The sequence below is a fragment of the Marinoscillum sp. 108 genome (genome assembly GCF_902506655.1).
Lineage (GTDB): Bacteria > Bacteroidota > Bacteroidia > Cytophagales > Cyclobacteriaceae > Marinoscillum > Marinoscillum luteum.
In genome coordinates, this window is record NZ_LR734808.1 from 1,395,623 (window position 1) to 1,413,329 (window position 17,707).

A 17,707-nucleotide genomic window follows, 5' to 3' on the forward strand; every position below is an offset into this window, starting at 1 on the left:
GTTTATGCCGATCAGCAGCGAATACCTTACTTCTTCCAATGGACTCCAACTGCTTAATAAGATTTTTCTCGGAGCAGGTGAGGGTATTATCATCGTTGATAGTGAAGGAAAAATCCGGCTCATCAACAAGCGAGCAGAGGAGATTTTTGAATATGAGCAAAACGAGCTGATGGGGAGGGTCATTGAAGATCTAATTCCCAAAAAATATCACAAACAGCACGTCCCTCACCGAACCGAATATATTGCCCATCCAGTGACCAGACCTATGGGCATAGGACGTCACCTCACCGGGCAGAGAAAATCGGGCAGCGAGTTTCCTGTGGAAGTAAGTCTTAGCTATGTCATGCATGAGGATGAGAAGCTGGTGGTGGCATTCATTTCGGATATTACCAGAAGAAAAGAGCAGGAAGACGCCCTGAGGGAGAGCGAAGAAAAGCTAAAGCAGTACACCGCGGAGCTCGAGTCTAAAGTACAGGAGCGTACCCAGGAACTAGAGCATCTCAACCTGGGGCTCAAGAGCCAGATAAGAGAGCGCAAGCTGGCAGAAGCCGCCCTGCATTCCAGTCTGGAAGAGCTAAAGAAAGCAGAGAAAGAGATACTCAATGCCCTGGAAAAGGAAAAAGAGCTCAATGAGATGAAATCAAGGTTCATCTCGATGGCCAGTCACGAGTTTCGCACGCCACTCACCACCATCCACTCCTCCGCTAATCTGGTGGCCAAATACACGGAAACCGAGCAACAGGCCAACCGTGACAAGCATGTGAACCGGATCAAATCTGCTGTGAATAACCTCACCAATATCCTGAATGATTTTCTTTCCCTTGAAAAACTGGAAAGTGGTGCCATCACTATGAAAGTAGAGGCCTTCAATATGACTGGCCTATTCAGGGAGGTGGAAGAAATATTCGAACAAGGCCTGAAAAAAGATCAACAACTAAAAATCACCATTGAGGAGGGCTTGACTGAAGTGGTTTCTGACCCACACATTCTAAAAAACATCATAATCAACCTCATCTCGAATGCCATTAAATATTCAGATGAGGGAAAGACCATCACCGCCACCACCTCCCGGGTGAAAGACCGCATTCAGATTTCCATCAAAGACGAGGGGATCGGCATCCCGCTAGAAGAGCAAAAAAACCTCTTTCAGCGGTTTTTTAGGGCCGACAATGCCTCCAACATCCAGGGCACCGGCCTTGGATTGAATATTGTGAAAAGGTACCTTAACCTCATTCACGGAAATATTACTTTTACCAGTAAGGAAAACCAGGGCAGCGAGTTTGTGATTTCTTTTCCTATACAACCCTGATCAATCAAAGTCATGAAAAAGAAGATACTCATCATCGAAGACCAGTTGGAAGTACGGGAAAACATAGAAGAACTCCTACTACTTTCTCACTATGAGCCTATCACCGCGCCAAACGGCAAAGAAGGTGTAAAGAAGGCCCTGGAGCACAAACCAGACCTGATACTTTGTGACATCATGATGCCGGAGATGGATGGCTATGAGGTGCTCTACCTGATTGGCAAAAATCCTGAGATCGCGTCTACTCCGTTTATTTTTCTTACGGCAAAGGCCGAAAAGACAGATTTCCGAAAAGGAATGAACATGGGTGCGGACGATTACATCACCAAACCCTTCGAAGAAATGGAGCTCCTGGGAGCCATAGAGCGAAGACTGGAGAAATTCAGTCGACTCTCAAGCAACGAATCCCTACAGGAATTTGTAACCAGAGCCAAAGAATACCATGAGCTGAAAGACCTGGAAAACAGTGGAAAAACACGTTCTTTCAAGAAAAAAGACATTATTTATCGACATGGAGACTTTGCCTCTTATGCCTACAAAATCAAAAAAGGGAAAGTAAAAACCTATCAGATCAATCCGGATGGTAAGGAATTTATCCTTGACGTACTCTCAGACGGAGATTTTCTTGGCGAGAATGCTCTCATTCAGGACACTGAGCGCACGGAATTTGCGCAAGCACTCGAAGAGACTGAGCTGATATTAGTTCCTCGTAAAGACTTTCAGGATCTGATTTTCCAAAACCGGGAAGTCTCAGGACAGTTTATCAAAATGCTTTCTAAGAATCTACTGGAAAAAGAACATGGCCTGGTGGAAATGGCCTATGATACCGTGAGAAAACGTACTGCAGATGCGCTCATGAAGCTCTTCAATAAGTACGAGGAAGATCACTTTGATGTGTCACGCTCAGACCTGGCCAGCATGGTAGGTACAGCCACAGAGTCTGTGATCAGGATACTTTCCGAGTTCAAGAAAGACGGATTTATCAAAATAGAGGGTAGTACCATCCACGTACTCCATCCAGAAAAACTGAGTGCCGTTCGGTTCTGACCTAATAGTGGTCATGTGCACTGTCACTGATCTTCCTGACAATTGTCATAAGACCGTTTGCACGTAGTTTATTTCTTTGTAGCATGAGATATACCCTGTTTTTCAGTGCACTTATCTGGAGTAGTCTACTCTCAGCTCAGCCATCCCATCACGAGGTGACCATTAGTTCAGGACGCTTCATCCTGCAGGGCACCACCAACCTCAATACATTTGAATGTACATTGAGTCAAGCTCTCCCGTGCAAGCCCATAGTGGTGAAGACCACCAGTGAGGCACGCCAGATTCGTTTTGAGGGGTTAGAACTCAAATACCCAGTATCAGAGTTTGATTGCGGACTGGAAGCCATGAGTCAGGACTTGCGAAAGACACTGAAAAGCGATGCTTATCCGTATCTGCTACTTCGGATCAATGACATCCAAATCAAAAATGAAAGTCAGGAAGTCGCTAAACTAACAGTGGTCTCCTCGGTCACTATCACATTGGCAGGAAAATCACACGATGCACTGGTGGAAAATGGACTGGTGATCAATCACTCTGAGGGGGCGCTTACCCTGGCGGGCACACAGCATCTCAGCATGCATGATTTTGACCTTGAGGCTCCCACCAAATTTTTCGGAATGGTGAAAGTAAACGATGAGCTCAATGTCTCCTTTGAGCTAAGAATGGAAGTGAAATCGCTCGACTGAGTGCAGTCGCGCGATTCCCTCCTCTATTATCAGTTTGAGCGATTTCTGCTCGAATTACTTCTATTTGATCTTCTGAAATTTCCCTTATTCGAATCCCTGGGTTTAGACGATTGCGATCGCTGAAAAGACCCCTTTTTAGGCTCTTTCTTGATATCAGCAGCGGTCTCTGTAGGTTCAAATCCCCTTAACACCTCACTATCAAGCTTCAAACCAAGCAACTTCTCTATGCCCTTCACATATTCGATCTCATCGAGCGATACCAGGGAAATGGCCTCACCACTAGCTCCTGCCCTACCTGTACGACCTATTCGGTGTACATAATCTTCAGGTACATTGGGTAGCTCGTAATTGATCACGTGAGGCAAGAGCGGGATATCCAACCCACGAGCGGCAATGTCCGTAGCCACCAACACCCGCACTGTACCCTTCTTAAACCCTGCAAGGGCTTTGGTGCGCGCTCCCTGGCTCTTATTGCCATGAATCTCCGCAGCAGTCAGCCCGTTCTTGGTGAGTATTTTACCCAGCTTGTTCGCTCCGTGCTTTGTACGGGTGAACACCAATACCTGCTGCCAGTCACCTTCAGCAATGAGCTTGGTGATCAATTGTGCTTTCTTGCTCTTGTCTACTCTGTAAATTTTTTGATCCACTTTCTCTGCAGTGGTATTCTCCGGAGTTGCCTCCACCAGTACAGGATGATTCAGAATTCCATTGGCCAGCTGCTTGATTTCTCTTGAAAACGTAGCTGAGAACAACAGATTTTGTCTCTTTTCTGGGACCAAAGCAAGAATTTTCTTGATATCTCTCAGGAAGCCCATGTCCAGCATGCGATCTGCTTCATCCAGCACCAGTATCTCTACTTTGGCAAGTGATACAGCTTTCTGATTGTACAGATCCAATAAACGCCCTGGTGTAGCCACCAGTATGTCCACACCATTTCTGAGTGCCCTGATCTGTGGATTGGCATTAACGCCACCAAAAATCACTGCTGATCGCAGATGAAGAAACTCACTGTATGTGTGTACATCCTCATGCACCTGTGCAGCCAGCTCACGCGTTGGTGTGAGTATAAGTGCACGAACAACTGGTCTGCTTTGCTGTCGGCCTTCGGCCAGTAGCTGCAGCATCGGCAAAGCAAACCCGGCAGTCTTGCCTGTGCCTGTCTGAGCTGATGCCAGTATATCCTTTCCTTGCAAAATGAGTGGAATGGCCTTTTCCTGAATTGGAGAAGGGGTACTATATCCTTTTTTGTTGACTGCATGCAACAGGGATTCGGATAGTCCCAAAGATTTAAACGACATATAAATTGTTTGTGAAACGACAATTTATTTTAAATGTCATTTCTTTGTAAGCCACAAAAGTACACCTTATTTATTCAGCATCAGGTTAAGATTTCATTTACCCGGGGAATAATACCTATTTCAGACCGCATATAAAGGAAGAAGCGGAGCATCTACTGGCCCAACCTACCAGTAAACACTCCGCTCTTACAACTAAAATGAGAAGCCACCTCCCGAAGGAGGCGGCCACTCAACTAAACAGGCTACTAAAATCCAATGGTGGCTTCAATCACTACACCATTAAATTCTGCTCCCTGATATTGGCTGCCATTCCATCCGGCTCCATCATATGTTTGCTTCACATATTCTATTTTCGCCAGTACGTTTTTGGTCATGAACCAACCTCCTCCAAAATTGATTCGCTGTGTGTCCCGAGCAGCAGCTGCGTCGGTCATTTCACCGCTTACGCTATTGAAACGGCCACCAAGGTATAATTGCTCCTCACCACCAAATCTGTAAAGCGCCTCTGCTCCAAGCTGTGTGAAGCTACCACCTACGGCATCATCACCATTGCTTGTTACTTCAAACACTCCGAAGAACTCAAGGCCTTTGAACTTCACAAATGGGTTGATCTGAAAGGCTGTCTGGTATTTGAAGCCAGGATTGAATCTTGGAGAAAAGTCACTGCTGGAAATGGTCTGAGTACCTAACAACTGGTAGTATCTGCCACCGGCACGGTCACCGTTGTATAGGTAGTCTCTGGTGCCTTTGTCAGAGCTGCTGTAGAAAGAGCCAGTCAAACGAAGACGTAGGTCATCATTGATCTGGTCATCGTAGCCCAGTTTACCGAAGAGCACAAAGCCATCATCACCTGGTAGTGGACTCTGATTGAGTCGGCCATTGGTGGCTCCAAGTACTCCTATAAAACCTGATGTATTGATGGTCAGTTCAGCGAATGGCTCTGTGGTAAAAGAGTCCATGATGTAATTGCCCACAAATGGATTGAAAATAGCTCTGGCATTATCGGATCTTCTGAAGTGTGCATCTCCATAGTTGAACTCGTCCATACCTACACGGATGGTTGCTACATTCATGAAGCCACTCATGAAGTCTTTGCGGATAAAATCGAGTTTATCGATCTGAATATATCCACCCTTCACATAGGCTTCAGTATGGTGTCTGGAAGAGAGATAGGTACGCAAGTGCATTCTCATACCATCCGCCAGCTGTACATCCAGGTTCAGATTGGCAGTAGGCAGGTTAAAATTATTGGCCAATTCTGTTAAAGAGTCTCCTGCATTGGTTTGAGAAAGTCCCTGAAATTGCATGGCAAAATCGCCACCCACACGCACTTTCACACCGGTGAATTCCACATCATTCTCCTTTGACGTCTCAAATACATTGAGACCATCTTTGTCATTGGCTCTGAAATATTGCAGCGCTGGCTGCTGAGCGTAAGCAAACACCACTCCTGTCAGAAACAGGGCTGTTAAGATTGATTTGAGCTTGAAGTTTTTCATGATTGATTTAGTTTAGATAGTCTGTTTATTTGTTGAGTAAAAGCTGATATTGGATGGTCACCTGATCACCTGTAGTGAGGCTTCCAAACATAGCTGTCGGTGGGTCTATCCCATACTCCGACATTTTGATAGATACTTCTCCGTTCACCTGCACAGTACCGGCACCTTTGATAGTGGTCTGCGCTTCGAGTGAGATGGTTCGTGACACCCCTGCAAGGGTGAGTACACCCAGTCCTTCGGCCTTACTGCCAGATAGCGCCAGCGATTCGGCGGTGAAATAGACTGTGGGAAATTTTTCGCTCTTCAGCGCATCGTAGGTCTTATCGTCCATAATGGATTTTCCACTTTTGATAGACTTTACATTCACCTCTACCTTGAGGTTGTTGATGAGGTTTTCTCCCATGGTACCAGAGACCACAAAATCGCCAACCTTGGATTCCCAATCGTGAAGGCTGGAGGTACCCAGAATGGTCATAGTGCTCTGTGATGGGACTGTCTTAAACTCCCACTGACCGGCGGTCAGTCCTGATATAAGGAGGAGTGTTAGTAAGAATTTCATTGTGTTTTGTTTTAGTTGATAAGGCGAAGGTAGAGGGGTACACGAACGTGAGGTATGACGAAACCAGTGAGACCGGATGATCTTGATCAACCATTTGATTGACCCTTGTTAGGAGAAAAACTGACGTAACGCAGTAATTGGTGATATGATGCGTTTGGTTTATTTTAAGGCCTAAAAACTGACCTGTATGAAAAAGACTGATTCAAAAGAAGCACCACAAAGTGTGGATGAGTACATCGCAGATTTCCCCATAGAAGTGCAGGAAATCCTGAAGGCAATCAGAAAGGTTATTCAACAGGCTGCACCGGAAGCTACTGAATCCATCAGCTATGGCATCCCCACCTTTTCTCAAAATGGAGCACTTGTTCACTTTGGGGGATATAAGCAGCACATAGGCTTCTACCCTGCACCAAGAGCGATCGAAGTGTTTAAAGAAGAGCTGTCAGGATATGAAGGTGGAAAAGGAACCATTAAGTTTCCCTTGAACAAACCGATCCCCATGGAACTGGTCACCCGAATCGTTCAATATCGGTTGGCAGAGAACCTCAACAAGTCGAAAAACAAAAAAGCCAGCTCCTGATATGATCAGGAGCTGGCTTCTACCCTAAATAGAAGGCTTTTTATTGTTTCTTCATTACACCCTTGCCTGTAGCCGCCCAGAAAATACCTCCATAGATGTGCTCAAGAAATATGGCATCAGAATAGGTCTCCGCCATATGCCCCATGGCTGTATAGAAGGCCCTCCCTCCATCAAAATCGTGATACCATGCTACCGGATGAAAGCCATTCATCCCCTTAGCTTCTTTCTCCCCCCACTTGGCTTTCACATCATATGTTGACTCATCCACGGTGATCAGGTAATTGAGATTATCCACTTTTTCTTCTCCAAACTCATACCATTCATCTGTCCACCAGCGCATATCAGGCATGAGCTGCATCCCTGGAAAATTACGATCCTCTACCCTGATGGCTGCAGTCTGACGGTGTGGGTGAATGTAGAACATACGGCCAATGAGTTGATTGTACCATGGCCAATCATACTCCGTATCTGAAGCCGTGTGAATCCCCACAAAGCCCTTTCCAGATTGAATAAACCGCTTAAACGCTTCCTGTTGCTCGTCATTCAGGATGTCCTGAGTAGTCATCAGAAAAATGACAACATCATATTCTGCCAAAGCTTTATCATTAAAAACCCTGGAGGCATCCTGATGCCAGTCAAGCGCAAAGTCATTGCGCTCCGCCAGCCACCGCATGGCATCCACACCCTCATTCACTGCTTCGTGATGGTATCCCGCCACTTTGGTGAAAAGCAGGGCCTTAAACTGCTGCCCAAATGAGGTAAGTGACACCATGGAAAAAAGGACGAACATTATTGTAATTTTTCTTTGCATAATCTCTGACTTGTTTTGAGTTAATGGAGTTTTGAATAAATCCAACCTGGAAAAGGTACAGAAGTCGAAAATAATAAAAATATGAATGGTGATAGAATAAAACGGTAGCATTATCGGAGAATAACCAAATGATCCATTAACTATTGACATTTAGTTCCCTATCGCTTTTCTTCTTAAGGCCTTTTTCATACCCAAATGCATAGGTTAGTTTTGCCCTCTCTGATGAAAAAGAAGAATACAAAAACCATTGAAATTGAAATCATTAATTATGGAGCGTATAGCGAATGGGATCGTGTGAGCAATGAGCTCCCTAAATTTATGGCTCTGGCAAACACCGTAGATGCAGTAATTGGTGCTGAATTCGGAATGATCGTGGAGATCCGAAAGGCCAAAGGCCGATATCTTGATTTCTTGATAGAACACCCTCCATTTACGGATGAAACCGGTGCGGTAGAGCCTCCATTTAGGGGCACATTCCGGGTGAAGCACAACCCATTTCAGTTTTTCCTAGGGGACTCCATATGGGCACCGGTGGAGGATAAAAGAGGCCCATGGAAGCTCTCCATCTTACTGGAAGATGAAGTGATTATTTCTAAAACCATCATGATCACCTAAGGAATCAGAATTAACTCCCACAATTGATCGTGTGTAAAACCGTATTCATTCGAAAACATATTGATCATTATACGCTATCTGATAAGCCTGAAGGAAGCCAAGGTATTCCTCCCTAAACGTCTTATGACCATGGTGCTCTTCCTGGGTTTTGATATAGTTGATCACATTTTCCTTCTGGGACTGGCCAACGGTAAAGGCTCCAAACCCATTCTGCCATGCAAATTTGCCAATGGTTAGCCCTTTTTCATTGATGAATTTGGAGGAATTGGACTTGATGTCTCTGACCAGATCAGATAGGGCTATGTCCGGCTTCATCCCAATAAGAATATGCAAATGATCCGGCATACCATTAATAATCATTAATTTCTGTCCCTGGTTGGTGACTATGCCGGTGATGTATTTATAGAGTTCTTCCTTCCATTTTGGTGAGATCATGTTTTGACGGCCTTTGACTGCAAAAACCACATGAACATATAGCTGAGTATAGGTATTGGCCATGAGTAGGTTCAATAGGACAAGTGAATCTATCATAATTTTATGATTTTTATTCAATCTCCTACTTCATGAGCACCAGAAGTGCCAAATATTAATAGCGCCAACGATGCGAATCCCCTGAGCTTCGGAGGAGCGACACAATCCTCCCCTCAAATCTTAATCAATCAAAAACATTGCATCTCAAACACCGACATGTCGCTGCTATGCAGCTTCTAAAAATAACCAATCTCAGCCTATTTAATATCCCGCTCCTACGGAGCTTCATATCGTCGGCATCAGAGGTGCCGCATGTTAATAAAAACAACAAACAGACACCATCAAAGCTCCAGCGGAGGGCATAATCCGTTCTCCAAATCCTTTACGATCGGCATAATCAGAGCGATCTATCAACATTTGCACACCAAAACTGTCCATTTCGATACCGATACGTTTAATGTTTCTCTTTTATCTTGACCCTCAAATCAAAAACAAACATCCATGAATCTCCTGTTACCAAAAACATTCTTCTTTGTCGCCATATTGTTCGTTACCCTGGAAGCTAGCGGACAAAACTATAAGCCTCAGGTAAAAACCGACCACATCGCTATCGTAGTAGCAGACCTACCTGCGAGTGCCCAATTCTACTCGGAAATATTAGGTCTTAACGAAATAACCAACCAGACTAAAAAACCCAATATCCGTTGGTTCACTTTCGCTGATGGTGTGGAACTACACCTCATCAACCGAAGTAAAGAAGGCATTCAACTCATTAAAGATGTACACCTTGCCCTGGCCGTAAATGATTTTGATGCTTTTGTGAACATGCTTCGTGAGAAGAAGGTAAATTTTGAAAACTGGCCTGGAGAAGCCAATAGCACGAATTCCAGGCCCGATGGAGTCAAGCAAGTTTACATTCAGGACCCTGATGGATACTGGATTGAAATCAATGATGCCGAAAGGTTTTGACCTTATGGAAATTGTTCGTTTTGACCATTCAAACATCGATCAGCTAACAAAGATGATCGTGGAGTTGTGGCCTGAGTGTAAGTTAGACCAGGAATATACCAACTGTGTAAAAGCGATGGAATCTGAAAGAGAATGCTACTTTCTGGCCAGAGCGCATGGTCAGTACATTGCATTTATTTACCTCAATCTGCGATTTGATTATGTGGAAGGTGCCAGTTCATCCCCTGTTGGATACATTGAAGGCATATATGTAAAACCAGCCTTCAGAAAACAAGGTGTGGCCAAAATGCTGATCGAGCGAGCTGAGAAATGGTGCCGAGAAAAGGGTACCAGTTTTCTGGGTTCTGACACTGAAACCGACAATTTAGATAGTGTTGCTTTTCATCAGAAGGTTGGATTCAAAGTCACCAATCGGCTGGTCACTTTCATCAAGAAACTCACTTAAAAAAAGAGCGCCACATGTCCAGTGTGACGCTCATCCAACCAAAAATAACAACCTCAGAGTACTCTGAATCGCTCGAATGCCTCCTGCTCCAACCGCGCCTGATGATCAGGGTGAGCGATCCTTATTAATGCTTTGGCCCGCTCCCTCAGGTTTTTGCCGTAGAGTTCTGCCACTCCATATTCTGTGACAATGTAATGAACGTGTGCTCTGGTGGTCACTACCCCTGCGCCCTCTTTCAAAAACGAAGCTATCTTACTCTCACCCCTTGAGGTAGTAGAAGGCAAGGCAATGATGGGCTTACCTCCGGGAGAGAGCGAAGCTCCCCGGATAAAATCCATTTGGCCTCCAACTCCCGAGTAAATACGCGTACCTATTGAATCCGCGCTCACCTGACCAGTAAGATCCACCTCGATGGCGCTGTTCACACTAATCATATTGGGCATTCGCCTGATCACCGCTGTGTCATTCACATACTGAATGTCCAACATCCGCACTATCGGATTATCATCCACAAAATCGTATAACTTTCTGGATCCAATCATAAACCCGGACACAATCACGTCCTTATGCCTGGTCTTGTACTTATTGGTAATAACCCCGTTTTCTACCAGCGGGATCACCCCATCGGAAAACATTTCGGTGTGCACACCTAAATCCTTATGATTGCCCAGACAGGAGAGCACCGCATCAGGAATGGCCCCAATGCCCATTTGCATCGTAGCTCGGTCAGGAATCATCTCTGCAATGAATTCTCCCATCTTTTTCTCTTCAGGAGTGATCGGATGGCCAATTAACTCTGGAAGTGGCTCATCCACCTCCACGCAGGCTGTGAACATATCCTTATGCAACAACCCATCTCCATGTGTCCTGGGCATGCGGGGGTTAACTTGTGCAATCACCACCTTGGCCATATCCACCGCAGCTTTGGTAGCATCTACTGAGATCCCCAAAGAGCAATACCCATGGGCATCAGGTGGTGAAACCTGCACCAGGGCCACATCCACTTTTATGATTCCTGATCGAATCATTAATGGAATTTCACTTAAGAAGCAGGGGATATAATCCGCATAACCCTCCTGGGTAGCTTTCCGGCAATTGGCTCCCAAAAAGAAGGAATTCACCCGGAAGCTATTCGAGTACTCCGGCTTGGCGTACGGCGCTGGGCCCTCTGTATGCAAGTGATAAATTTTGACTCCTTCGAGTTCTGAATGCCGGTCGGTCATGGCCTCTACCAACACATTGGGTGTAGCCCCTGCTGTGTGAATAAATACATGGTCACCAGATTTGATGTTGCGGACTGCTTCTGAAGCAGACATTGAGTTTCTCATTATTACAGTTATTTGATTGAAGCTATTAATTGATTGATTCGGTCATTCCGCATCAATATTTTTTCATCTTTCCTTGAGTAGAAATAATATAGGAACAGTCATATATACGCGCACATTGTTTCCTCGCTGCTTACCAGGAATCCATTTGGGGCTGTTTTCAAGCACTTTCACAGCTTCCTCGTCACATCCACCCCCAATGCCTTTTACCACTTGTACGTCCGTAATACTTCCGTCCTTCTCTATTACAAACCTCACAAACACCCGCCCACTGATATCTAGTCTCTTAGCCAAATCAGGATACACAATGTTTTCAGCAACAAAAGCATAAAACGCCTTCAATCCTCCCGGAAACTGTGGCTGATCCTCTACAATCTGGAAGATCTCCTCAGCTTTTTCCTCTTCAGGCTCTTCCAGTACCACGTCATACATCACGTCCTTTACGGCCATATCCTCAGTAAGCTCCACATCCAAATCAAATTTCACTTCGTCTAAGACTTCCGCATCATCTATCTCCCTGAGTACAAATACTTCTACCCTCTTAGGTGGCGGTGGCGGGGACTGCAAACTTGGGGGCACCTCCAGTATTTCGTCAAAATCTGAACTCACATCGCCCAAATCCACCATTTGAGTTTCATCATAAATCTTCCAATTGAAAGCAATAACGGCAAAGAGAAGACTCAAGCTGAGACCGATGAAAAAGAACAACGGCCGACGTTCGGCATCCATCTTTTCCCTTGACCTTTTGAGGTCTAGTAAACCTTGGTATTGATTAACCCTACCTTGCTTGTGCAGCATTTCATTGGCTTGAATGGCCTCTGACAGGCCACCTTCGTGAGGGTCTACATGAGGCTTTGGAGGTGTGAGCGTCTTCATGATTTTGTTGGTTAAATAATTAGGCTAAGATCAATGGAATTGGCCCGCATAACTATGACGAACCTCAATCATCCAACTGATAGTCGTCAATCAGGCTTCTCGATTTTGTTCACTTCATACACTCAGTTCGCTTACTTTTTATTTTCTTTAATTCGTGAATTCGACCAAGGCTGTTTTTGAGCGTTTTGTCCCGGAAAACTCAGTGACGTACTGTTGTAAATTGCTCGACTATTTTGGTTTTGAGTTTAAAATCAAAAAAAGCCGGCAAACCAAACTCGGGGATTACAGGTACACCCCAAAAACCAAAAAGCACACCATCACCATTAACAATGACTTGAATCAATTTTCCTTTCTCGTCACTTTCCTGCATGAAGTGGCTCACCTTGTCACTTTTAATGCGCACGGTCGAAAGGCCGCACCTCACGGGCAAGAATGGAAGGATAATTTCAAAAAGATTGCCACACCAGTGCTCAATGAATCTGTGTTTCCGGCACCTGTACTACTGGCGCTTACCAACTATTTTAAAAACCCTAAAGCTGCAAGCTGCTCGGATCCAATCCTTTACAACGTTCTGAAAAAATTCGATGGTCCCTCCGACCTGATTCCTCTGAGCAAAATACCTGTTGGTCACTCATTTGAATTCAATGAAAAAGTCTATAAAAAATTGGAAAAGAAAAGAACCAGAAGCCTCTGTATGGAAGAACGATCCGCCAGACGCTATCTCATATCTGAAGTCGCTCAGGTGATGCTGATTGAAGACTAACTGGCAATGAAAGATTAAGGCTATATAACTATTCAATTATCAGATTGATATATTCCAAGGTTTGTAGTAAATTGAGTGTTTTGTTACCAACCAGCATCATTAATGTCCAACACAGTTTCCATTTACAACTTTAAGGGAGGCGTAGGGAAAACCACTACCGCACTCAATCTTGGAATCAGTTGGTCGAGATCCTTTAAGGTTCTCCTTATAGACTTTGATCCTCAGTGTAACCTCACCAATGCCATTACTATAGAGGAACCAAGAAACACTATTTATAACAACATCAGAAATCTGCTGCATGATCATGACCCGGATATTGAGCCGCTGGAAATCACACCTTATCTGCACATCATTCCTGGAGATTTTCAAATGACTCAGATTGAATCCAATAATCAGTTTATTTCATTTGGCACAGGTATCATTGCCCGCCTTCTTAGCTCTCAGCGAAGGGAATATGACTTTATCATTATGGACTGCCCTACCAACTTTGGGGTACTGGTCAAAGCCATACTTGGGAGCTCCAAAAACATCCTCATACCGGCGCAAGCCGATAGTTTTTCCATCACCGGCATACAAACGCTGATGGGCTACCTGAATATGGTAGAGAATAGCCTTCTCAATATTCTTGGCGTATTTTTCAATATGTATAACAACAACCTTATCCTGTCTCAGGAAAAATTTAATGAAGCCAAGAACTCTTTTGGCAACCTCATATTGGATACCACTGTGAGCCGATCCATTAAGGTAGGCGAAGCACTGGATATTGGTCAGGCCATCAGTGACTATTCACCTGACAATACTGCCGCCGTAGAGTTTATGAAATTGAGTGATGAATTGCTGGCCAAGTTTCTTGGGAATGTTTCCAGCCATGTAGTACTGGAGAATCTCAACCTTCAGGAATAAAGCTAAAAGAGTGCTCTCATAACCAATAAAAAAAGGAATCTCCACCAATGAAGATTCCTCTTTTCATCCAAGATGTTTATCAGGATCAGTTTTTTCCCCCTTCTACGTCAAGTTTCTGACTCTGGGGTTGTAATACATTTCCATCACTGTCTATGGCGATCACTTCACCATAACCCAGTGCCTTGATCTCCGCCATGATCTTCTTGCTATCCCCTACCACCAGCCAGGTCATTTTTTGAGGATCGATGATTTCTTTGGCCAACTTTTGAACCTTGGAAAGCTCCAGGCTTTGCACCTCGCCGGCATAGGTCTGATAGTAGTCATCGGCAAGACCATACCTCACTATGTTAGCGATAGACCCTTCCACGGCATTCATGGTTTCCCACTGACCGGGCAGGCTGAGTATTTCATTGGTTTTGGTCTTTTCAAACTCCTCTTTAGTGGCCGGATTGTCACCTATATACCCCTTGAGTTCGCCCATGATCTCCTTCATAGATGGAGCAGTCTGGTCGGTCTGTACAGGCGCATAAGCCAGGAACGGACGCTGACCTTTGGCCGAATAAAGGAATGTAAATGCTCCGTATGCCCAACCTTTATCTTCCCGTAGATTCATATTCACTCTGGAGGTAAACTCCCCTCCAAGAATATTATTCATCATACTCACTCCTATTTCGCTGACCTCACCATAGGGTTTGGTCAGGTGTCCTGTGATGATCACTGACTGGAGTGCATCTGGCTTATCCATCACATATATCTTGTTCTTATTGGGGGCACCCACCATTTCCAGGTTCTTCTTGGGTACCTCTCCTGACTTCCACTTCTTGAAGTTCAGCTCCAGTTTTTGTTTCAGGTCGTCCATGGTGATATCCCCCACTGCTACAATGGTGGCGTTATTGGGTTTAAACCAAGTCTCATAAAACTTCATCAGGTCCTCGCGAGTCATGGCAGACACAGTGGACTCATATCCCGAGCCGGTCAGCGGGCTACCGTAGGCATGATCCTCGCCATATAAAAATTTTGGCAGGGTGCGGAGAGCCATAGACACCGGGCTTTTCTTTTCATTCTGTATCCCCACTATCTGTTGCTTTTGCAATCGCTCAAAATCAGCTTGTGGGAAAGCCGGGTTCAGCACCACATCTGCAAATAGGGCCAACGACTGATCGAAATTATTCTTTAATGAAGAGAGGGTAACATAGGACTGATCCAAATTAGCACCGGTATTGAGTTCAGCACCCAAAAGGGCCAACTCCTCATTGATCTGCAGTGCTGTACGGGCCTTAGTGCCCTCATCCAGCATGTCCATGGTGAGGTTGGCAGTACCGGCTTTGGCATACTGATCTGCGGCATAGCCAGCATCAAATATCATTCTGAACTCGATGAGCGGAACGGTATTTCTCTGAGCAAGCACCACTTTCATCCCATTAGAAAGTGTTGCACGCTCCAGTTTTGGAAAAGCCACGGTCGCAGCTGGCCCCACCTCCGGCAGTGCGGAGCGATCCACATCCTTACCGGTCGTCTCATAGTCAGGAAAAGGGTTGATATGCAATACGTATACGCCATCGCTCAGCCACTTGTTAGCCACAGACTTAACACTACTGATGGAAGCTTCCTTCATTCCCTGCAGGCGTGTTTTGTAGAAATCAGGCGACCCACCGTAAACAGCATTCATGGCGAGGATATCAGATTTTCCACCGAATCCACCAATCCGCTCAATGCCACGGGTAAACCCGGCAAAAAAGTCAGTTTTGATACGCTTCAACTCTCCTGAGGTAGGGCCTTCCTTCAGAAATTTAGCTAGCTCCTCTTTGATCGCATTTTCCACTACCATATTGTCCACACCCGGCTTCACATTGGCCTGGATCACAAATATGCCGGCGATTTCATTTTCCCAATTGTAAGCACTCACACTTGTAGCAATCTGCTCATCATAAACCAGACGCTTATAAAGACGTGAATTTTTCCCTGAAGCAAGTGCATCAGCAACAAAGTCAAGATTGAAAGCATCGGGATTGCCCCACTCGGACACATTCCAAACCATGTATATACGCGACTGTGGTACTCTGTCCTGCTGCACCTGACGAATCTCCCCAGTTCTCTTGGCCACATAAGAACCATAATGAGTAACCGGAGGACCTGATGGAATGTCTCCAAAGTAATCGACTACCTTTTGGTAAATCTCCTCCGTATTAACATCTCCAGCGATCACCACTACTGCATTGGCAGCTCCGTAATAATCATTGAACCATTGCTTTACGTCATCCAGAGCTGCCGCATTGAGGTCCTCCATGGAACCAATGACTGTGTGGTTATAAGGGTGTCCATTCGGAAAGCAGGACTGTGTCACAAGGTCAAAAAACTTACCATAAGGCTGATTCTCTCCCTGGCGCTTTTCGTTTTGCACCACGCCTCTTTGCTCATCCAGCTTTTCCTGAGAAATGGCGTCCTTGAAGTGTCCCATTCGATCGGACTCCATCCAAAGTGCCACATCCAAAGCTGACTTGGGCACGTTTTGGAAGTAATTGGTTCGATCAAAATTGGTGGTACCATTCAGGTCTGTGGCTCCGATTCGCTCCATGGCCTGGAAATAATCATCATCAAAATTTTCACTTCCATTGAACATCAGGTGTTCAAAAAGGTGAGCAAAACCTGTCTTACCAAATTTTTCATTTTTGGAGCCCACATGATACCATACATTCACGGCTGCTATGGGCGCCTTATGATCTTCATGCACGATAAGCGTGAGCCCATTGCTGAGCACAAACTTTTGATATGGGATATCAAGCTGCGACAGATCAAAGTCAAACTTTTCAGTTTCCTGAGCTGAGAGGGCATTCACTAAGAACAGCCCCACTAAAAACATTAGGTGAGTAGTTTTTTTCATAATCATGGTTTTTGATAATGTATCACAGATTTAACTCTTTAAATCTGGAAAGACAAGCACTGAATAGCAAACGGTAAAATCTCCTGTCTAATGGTTACAGATCACCCATCTGCAAACGCCTCTGCATCAGCTGACTGACTCCCGCAAAAAAAACAGTGGGCGTCATTGTGCGCCAATTAACCACCTTAAGATGTCCACCAAAATTGACGTAAGAATCAATCTCAAACCGAGCCATTTCCTCCTCTACAAAGTCACGGAAATTGATGGCTACGATCCAACCATCCTCTACCTCCTCAAACCATTCCTCATAGTAGCTGTCGTCACTGCCATGAAAATTGAGAATGTTCTCGCCTATCAGGATGAACTTGTTGATACCAGTGTGCATCACATGCTCTACCACATTTCGCTTGAGGTGCATGATATCATTGTTAATGGCATCATTCCATTCTCCAATCAATTCGATGATAATAAAACCTTCTTCATAATTGGCAAAAAGCACCTTCATGTAAAGTGTTTCGGAACCAAAAAAATCCCAGGCCGGATCTATAAAATACCCATAGATATTCTCAGAATACAAGTCGTAGTTGTACTCCTTTCCATAAAAAGGGGATTGAGGATCCTCACTGGCATCGTAGTACTGCTGCCAATTATGATATGGTTCTATCTGATGCAA

18 protein-coding genes are annotated in these 17,707 nt (G+C 44.9%); 9 read left to right on the plus strand and 9 right to left on the minus strand.

What is annotated here, in order from left to right; genetic code table 11:
• Window positions 1–4: 4 nt before the first annotated feature.
• The 3 genes from GV030_RS05780 (at window position 5) to GV030_RS05790 (ending at window position 3,039) form a co-directional block, all read left to right on the plus strand.
• Window positions 5–1,309 carry a PAS domain-containing sensor histidine kinase gene (locus GV030_RS05780; RefSeq protein WP_159580686.1) on the plus strand — a complete coding sequence of 435 codons (1,305 nt, stop codon included), beginning with the start codon at window positions 5–7 and terminating at the stop codon, window positions 1,307–1,309.
• A gap of 12 nt (window positions 1,310–1,321) precedes the next feature.
• Window positions 1,322–2,353 carry a response regulator gene (locus GV030_RS05785; RefSeq protein WP_159580688.1) on the plus strand — a complete coding sequence of 344 codons (1,032 nt, stop codon included), beginning with the start codon at window positions 1,322–1,324 and terminating at the stop codon, window positions 2,351–2,353.
• Window positions 2,354–2,436: 83 nt separating this feature from the next.
• Window positions 2,437–3,039 carry a hypothetical protein gene (locus tag GV030_RS05790; protein WP_159580690.1) on the plus strand — a complete coding sequence of 201 codons (603 nt, stop codon included), beginning with the start codon at window positions 2,437–2,439 and terminating at the stop codon, window positions 3,037–3,039.
• Window positions 3,040–3,068: 29 nt separating this feature from the next.
• On the opposite strand, the gene GV030_RS05795 is transcribed toward GV030_RS05790, so the two are convergent.
• From GV030_RS05795 to GV030_RS05805, 3 genes are all read right to left on the minus strand, one after another.
• Window positions 3,069–4,337: a DEAD/DEAH box helicase gene (locus GV030_RS05795; protein WP_159580692.1), complete on the minus strand. Its 1,269-nt coding sequence runs from the start codon at window positions 4,335–4,337 to the stop codon at window positions 3,069–3,071.
• A 245-nt stretch (window positions 4,338–4,582) separates the two neighbouring features.
• Window positions 4,583–5,836 carry a hypothetical protein gene (locus tag GV030_RS05800; RefSeq protein WP_159580694.1) on the minus strand — a complete coding sequence of 418 codons (1,254 nt, stop codon included), beginning with the start codon at window positions 5,834–5,836 and terminating at the stop codon, window positions 4,583–4,585.
• Window positions 5,837–5,861: 25 nt separating this feature from the next.
• Window positions 5,862–6,395, minus strand: coding sequence for a YceI family protein (locus tag GV030_RS05805; RefSeq protein WP_159580696.1), 534 nt, complete (start codon window positions 6,393–6,395; stop codon window positions 5,862–5,864).
• Between the two features lie 187 nt (window positions 6,396–6,582).
• Between GV030_RS05805 and GV030_RS05810 the strand changes: the two genes are divergently transcribed.
• Window positions 6,583–6,975: an iron chaperone gene (locus GV030_RS05810; protein WP_159580698.1), complete on the plus strand. Its 393-nt coding sequence runs from the start codon at window positions 6,583–6,585 to the stop codon at window positions 6,973–6,975.
• A gap of 40 nt (window positions 6,976–7,015) precedes the next feature.
• On the opposite strand, the gene GV030_RS05815 is transcribed toward GV030_RS05810, so the two are convergent.
• Window positions 7,016–7,786 (minus strand): ThuA domain-containing protein, encoded by a 771-nt coding sequence (locus tag GV030_RS05815; protein WP_159580700.1) that lies wholly within the window; start codon window positions 7,784–7,786, stop codon window positions 7,016–7,018.
• Between the two features lie 222 nt (window positions 7,787–8,008).
• Between GV030_RS05815 and GV030_RS05820 the strand changes: the two genes are divergently transcribed.
• A complete protein-coding gene (locus GV030_RS05820; protein ID WP_159580702.1) occupies window positions 8,009–8,401 on the plus strand; it encodes a DUF3859 domain-containing protein in 393 nt (130 codons plus the stop codon).
• Window positions 8,402–8,446: 45 nt separating this feature from the next.
• On the opposite strand, the gene tnpA is transcribed toward GV030_RS05820, so the two are convergent.
• A complete protein-coding gene (gene tnpA, locus GV030_RS05825; RefSeq protein WP_370519054.1) occupies window positions 8,447–8,932 on the minus strand; it encodes an IS200/IS605 family transposase in 486 nt (161 codons plus the stop codon).
• 441 nt (window positions 8,933–9,373) lie between these two features.
• On the opposite strand from tnpA, the gene GV030_RS05830 reads away from it, so the two are divergent.
• A complete protein-coding gene (locus GV030_RS05830) occupies window positions 9,374–9,841 on the plus strand; it encodes a VOC family protein (protein ID WP_159580704.1) in 468 nt (155 codons plus the stop codon).
• Between the two features lie 4 nt (window positions 9,842–9,845).
• Window positions 9,846–10,286 carry an aminoglycoside 6'-N-acetyltransferase gene (gene aac(6'), locus GV030_RS05835; protein ID WP_159580706.1) on the plus strand — a complete coding sequence of 147 codons (441 nt, stop codon included), beginning with the start codon at window positions 9,846–9,848 and terminating at the stop codon, window positions 10,284–10,286.
• 53 nt (window positions 10,287–10,339) lie between these two features.
• Here aac(6') and GV030_RS05840 read toward each other — a convergent pair whose 3' ends face one another.
• A complete protein-coding gene (locus GV030_RS05840; protein ID WP_159580708.1) occupies window positions 10,340–11,614 on the minus strand; it encodes an acetyl-CoA hydrolase/transferase family protein in 1,275 nt (424 codons plus the stop codon).
• 63 nt (window positions 11,615–11,677) lie between these two features.
• Complete coding sequence (locus GV030_RS05845; protein WP_159580710.1) at window positions 11,678–12,487, minus strand: energy transducer TonB; 810 nt, start codon at window positions 12,485–12,487, stop codon at window positions 11,678–11,680.
• Window positions 12,488–12,641: 154 nt separating this feature from the next.
• On the opposite strand from GV030_RS05845, the gene GV030_RS05850 reads away from it, so the two are divergent.
• Entirely contained in the window at window positions 12,642–13,250 is a 609-nt protein-coding gene (locus GV030_RS05850) for a SprT-like domain-containing protein (RefSeq protein WP_159580712.1), read from the plus strand.
• Between the two features lie 102 nt (window positions 13,251–13,352).
• Window positions 13,353–14,153: a ParA family protein gene (locus GV030_RS05855; protein WP_159580714.1), complete on the plus strand. Its 801-nt coding sequence runs from the start codon at window positions 13,353–13,355 to the stop codon at window positions 14,151–14,153.
• An 85-nt stretch (window positions 14,154–14,238) separates the two neighbouring features.
• Here the strand turns inward: GV030_RS05855 and GV030_RS05860 are convergent, their stop codons facing one another.
• On the minus strand, window positions 14,239–17,034 hold the full coding sequence (locus GV030_RS05860; protein WP_159580716.1) for a pitrilysin family protein: 2,796 nt from the start codon (window positions 17,032–17,034) through the stop codon (window positions 14,239–14,241).
• 94 nt (window positions 17,035–17,128) lie between these two features.
• Entirely contained in the window at window positions 17,129–17,707 is a 579-nt protein-coding gene (locus GV030_RS05865) for a hypothetical protein (RefSeq protein WP_159580718.1), read from the minus strand.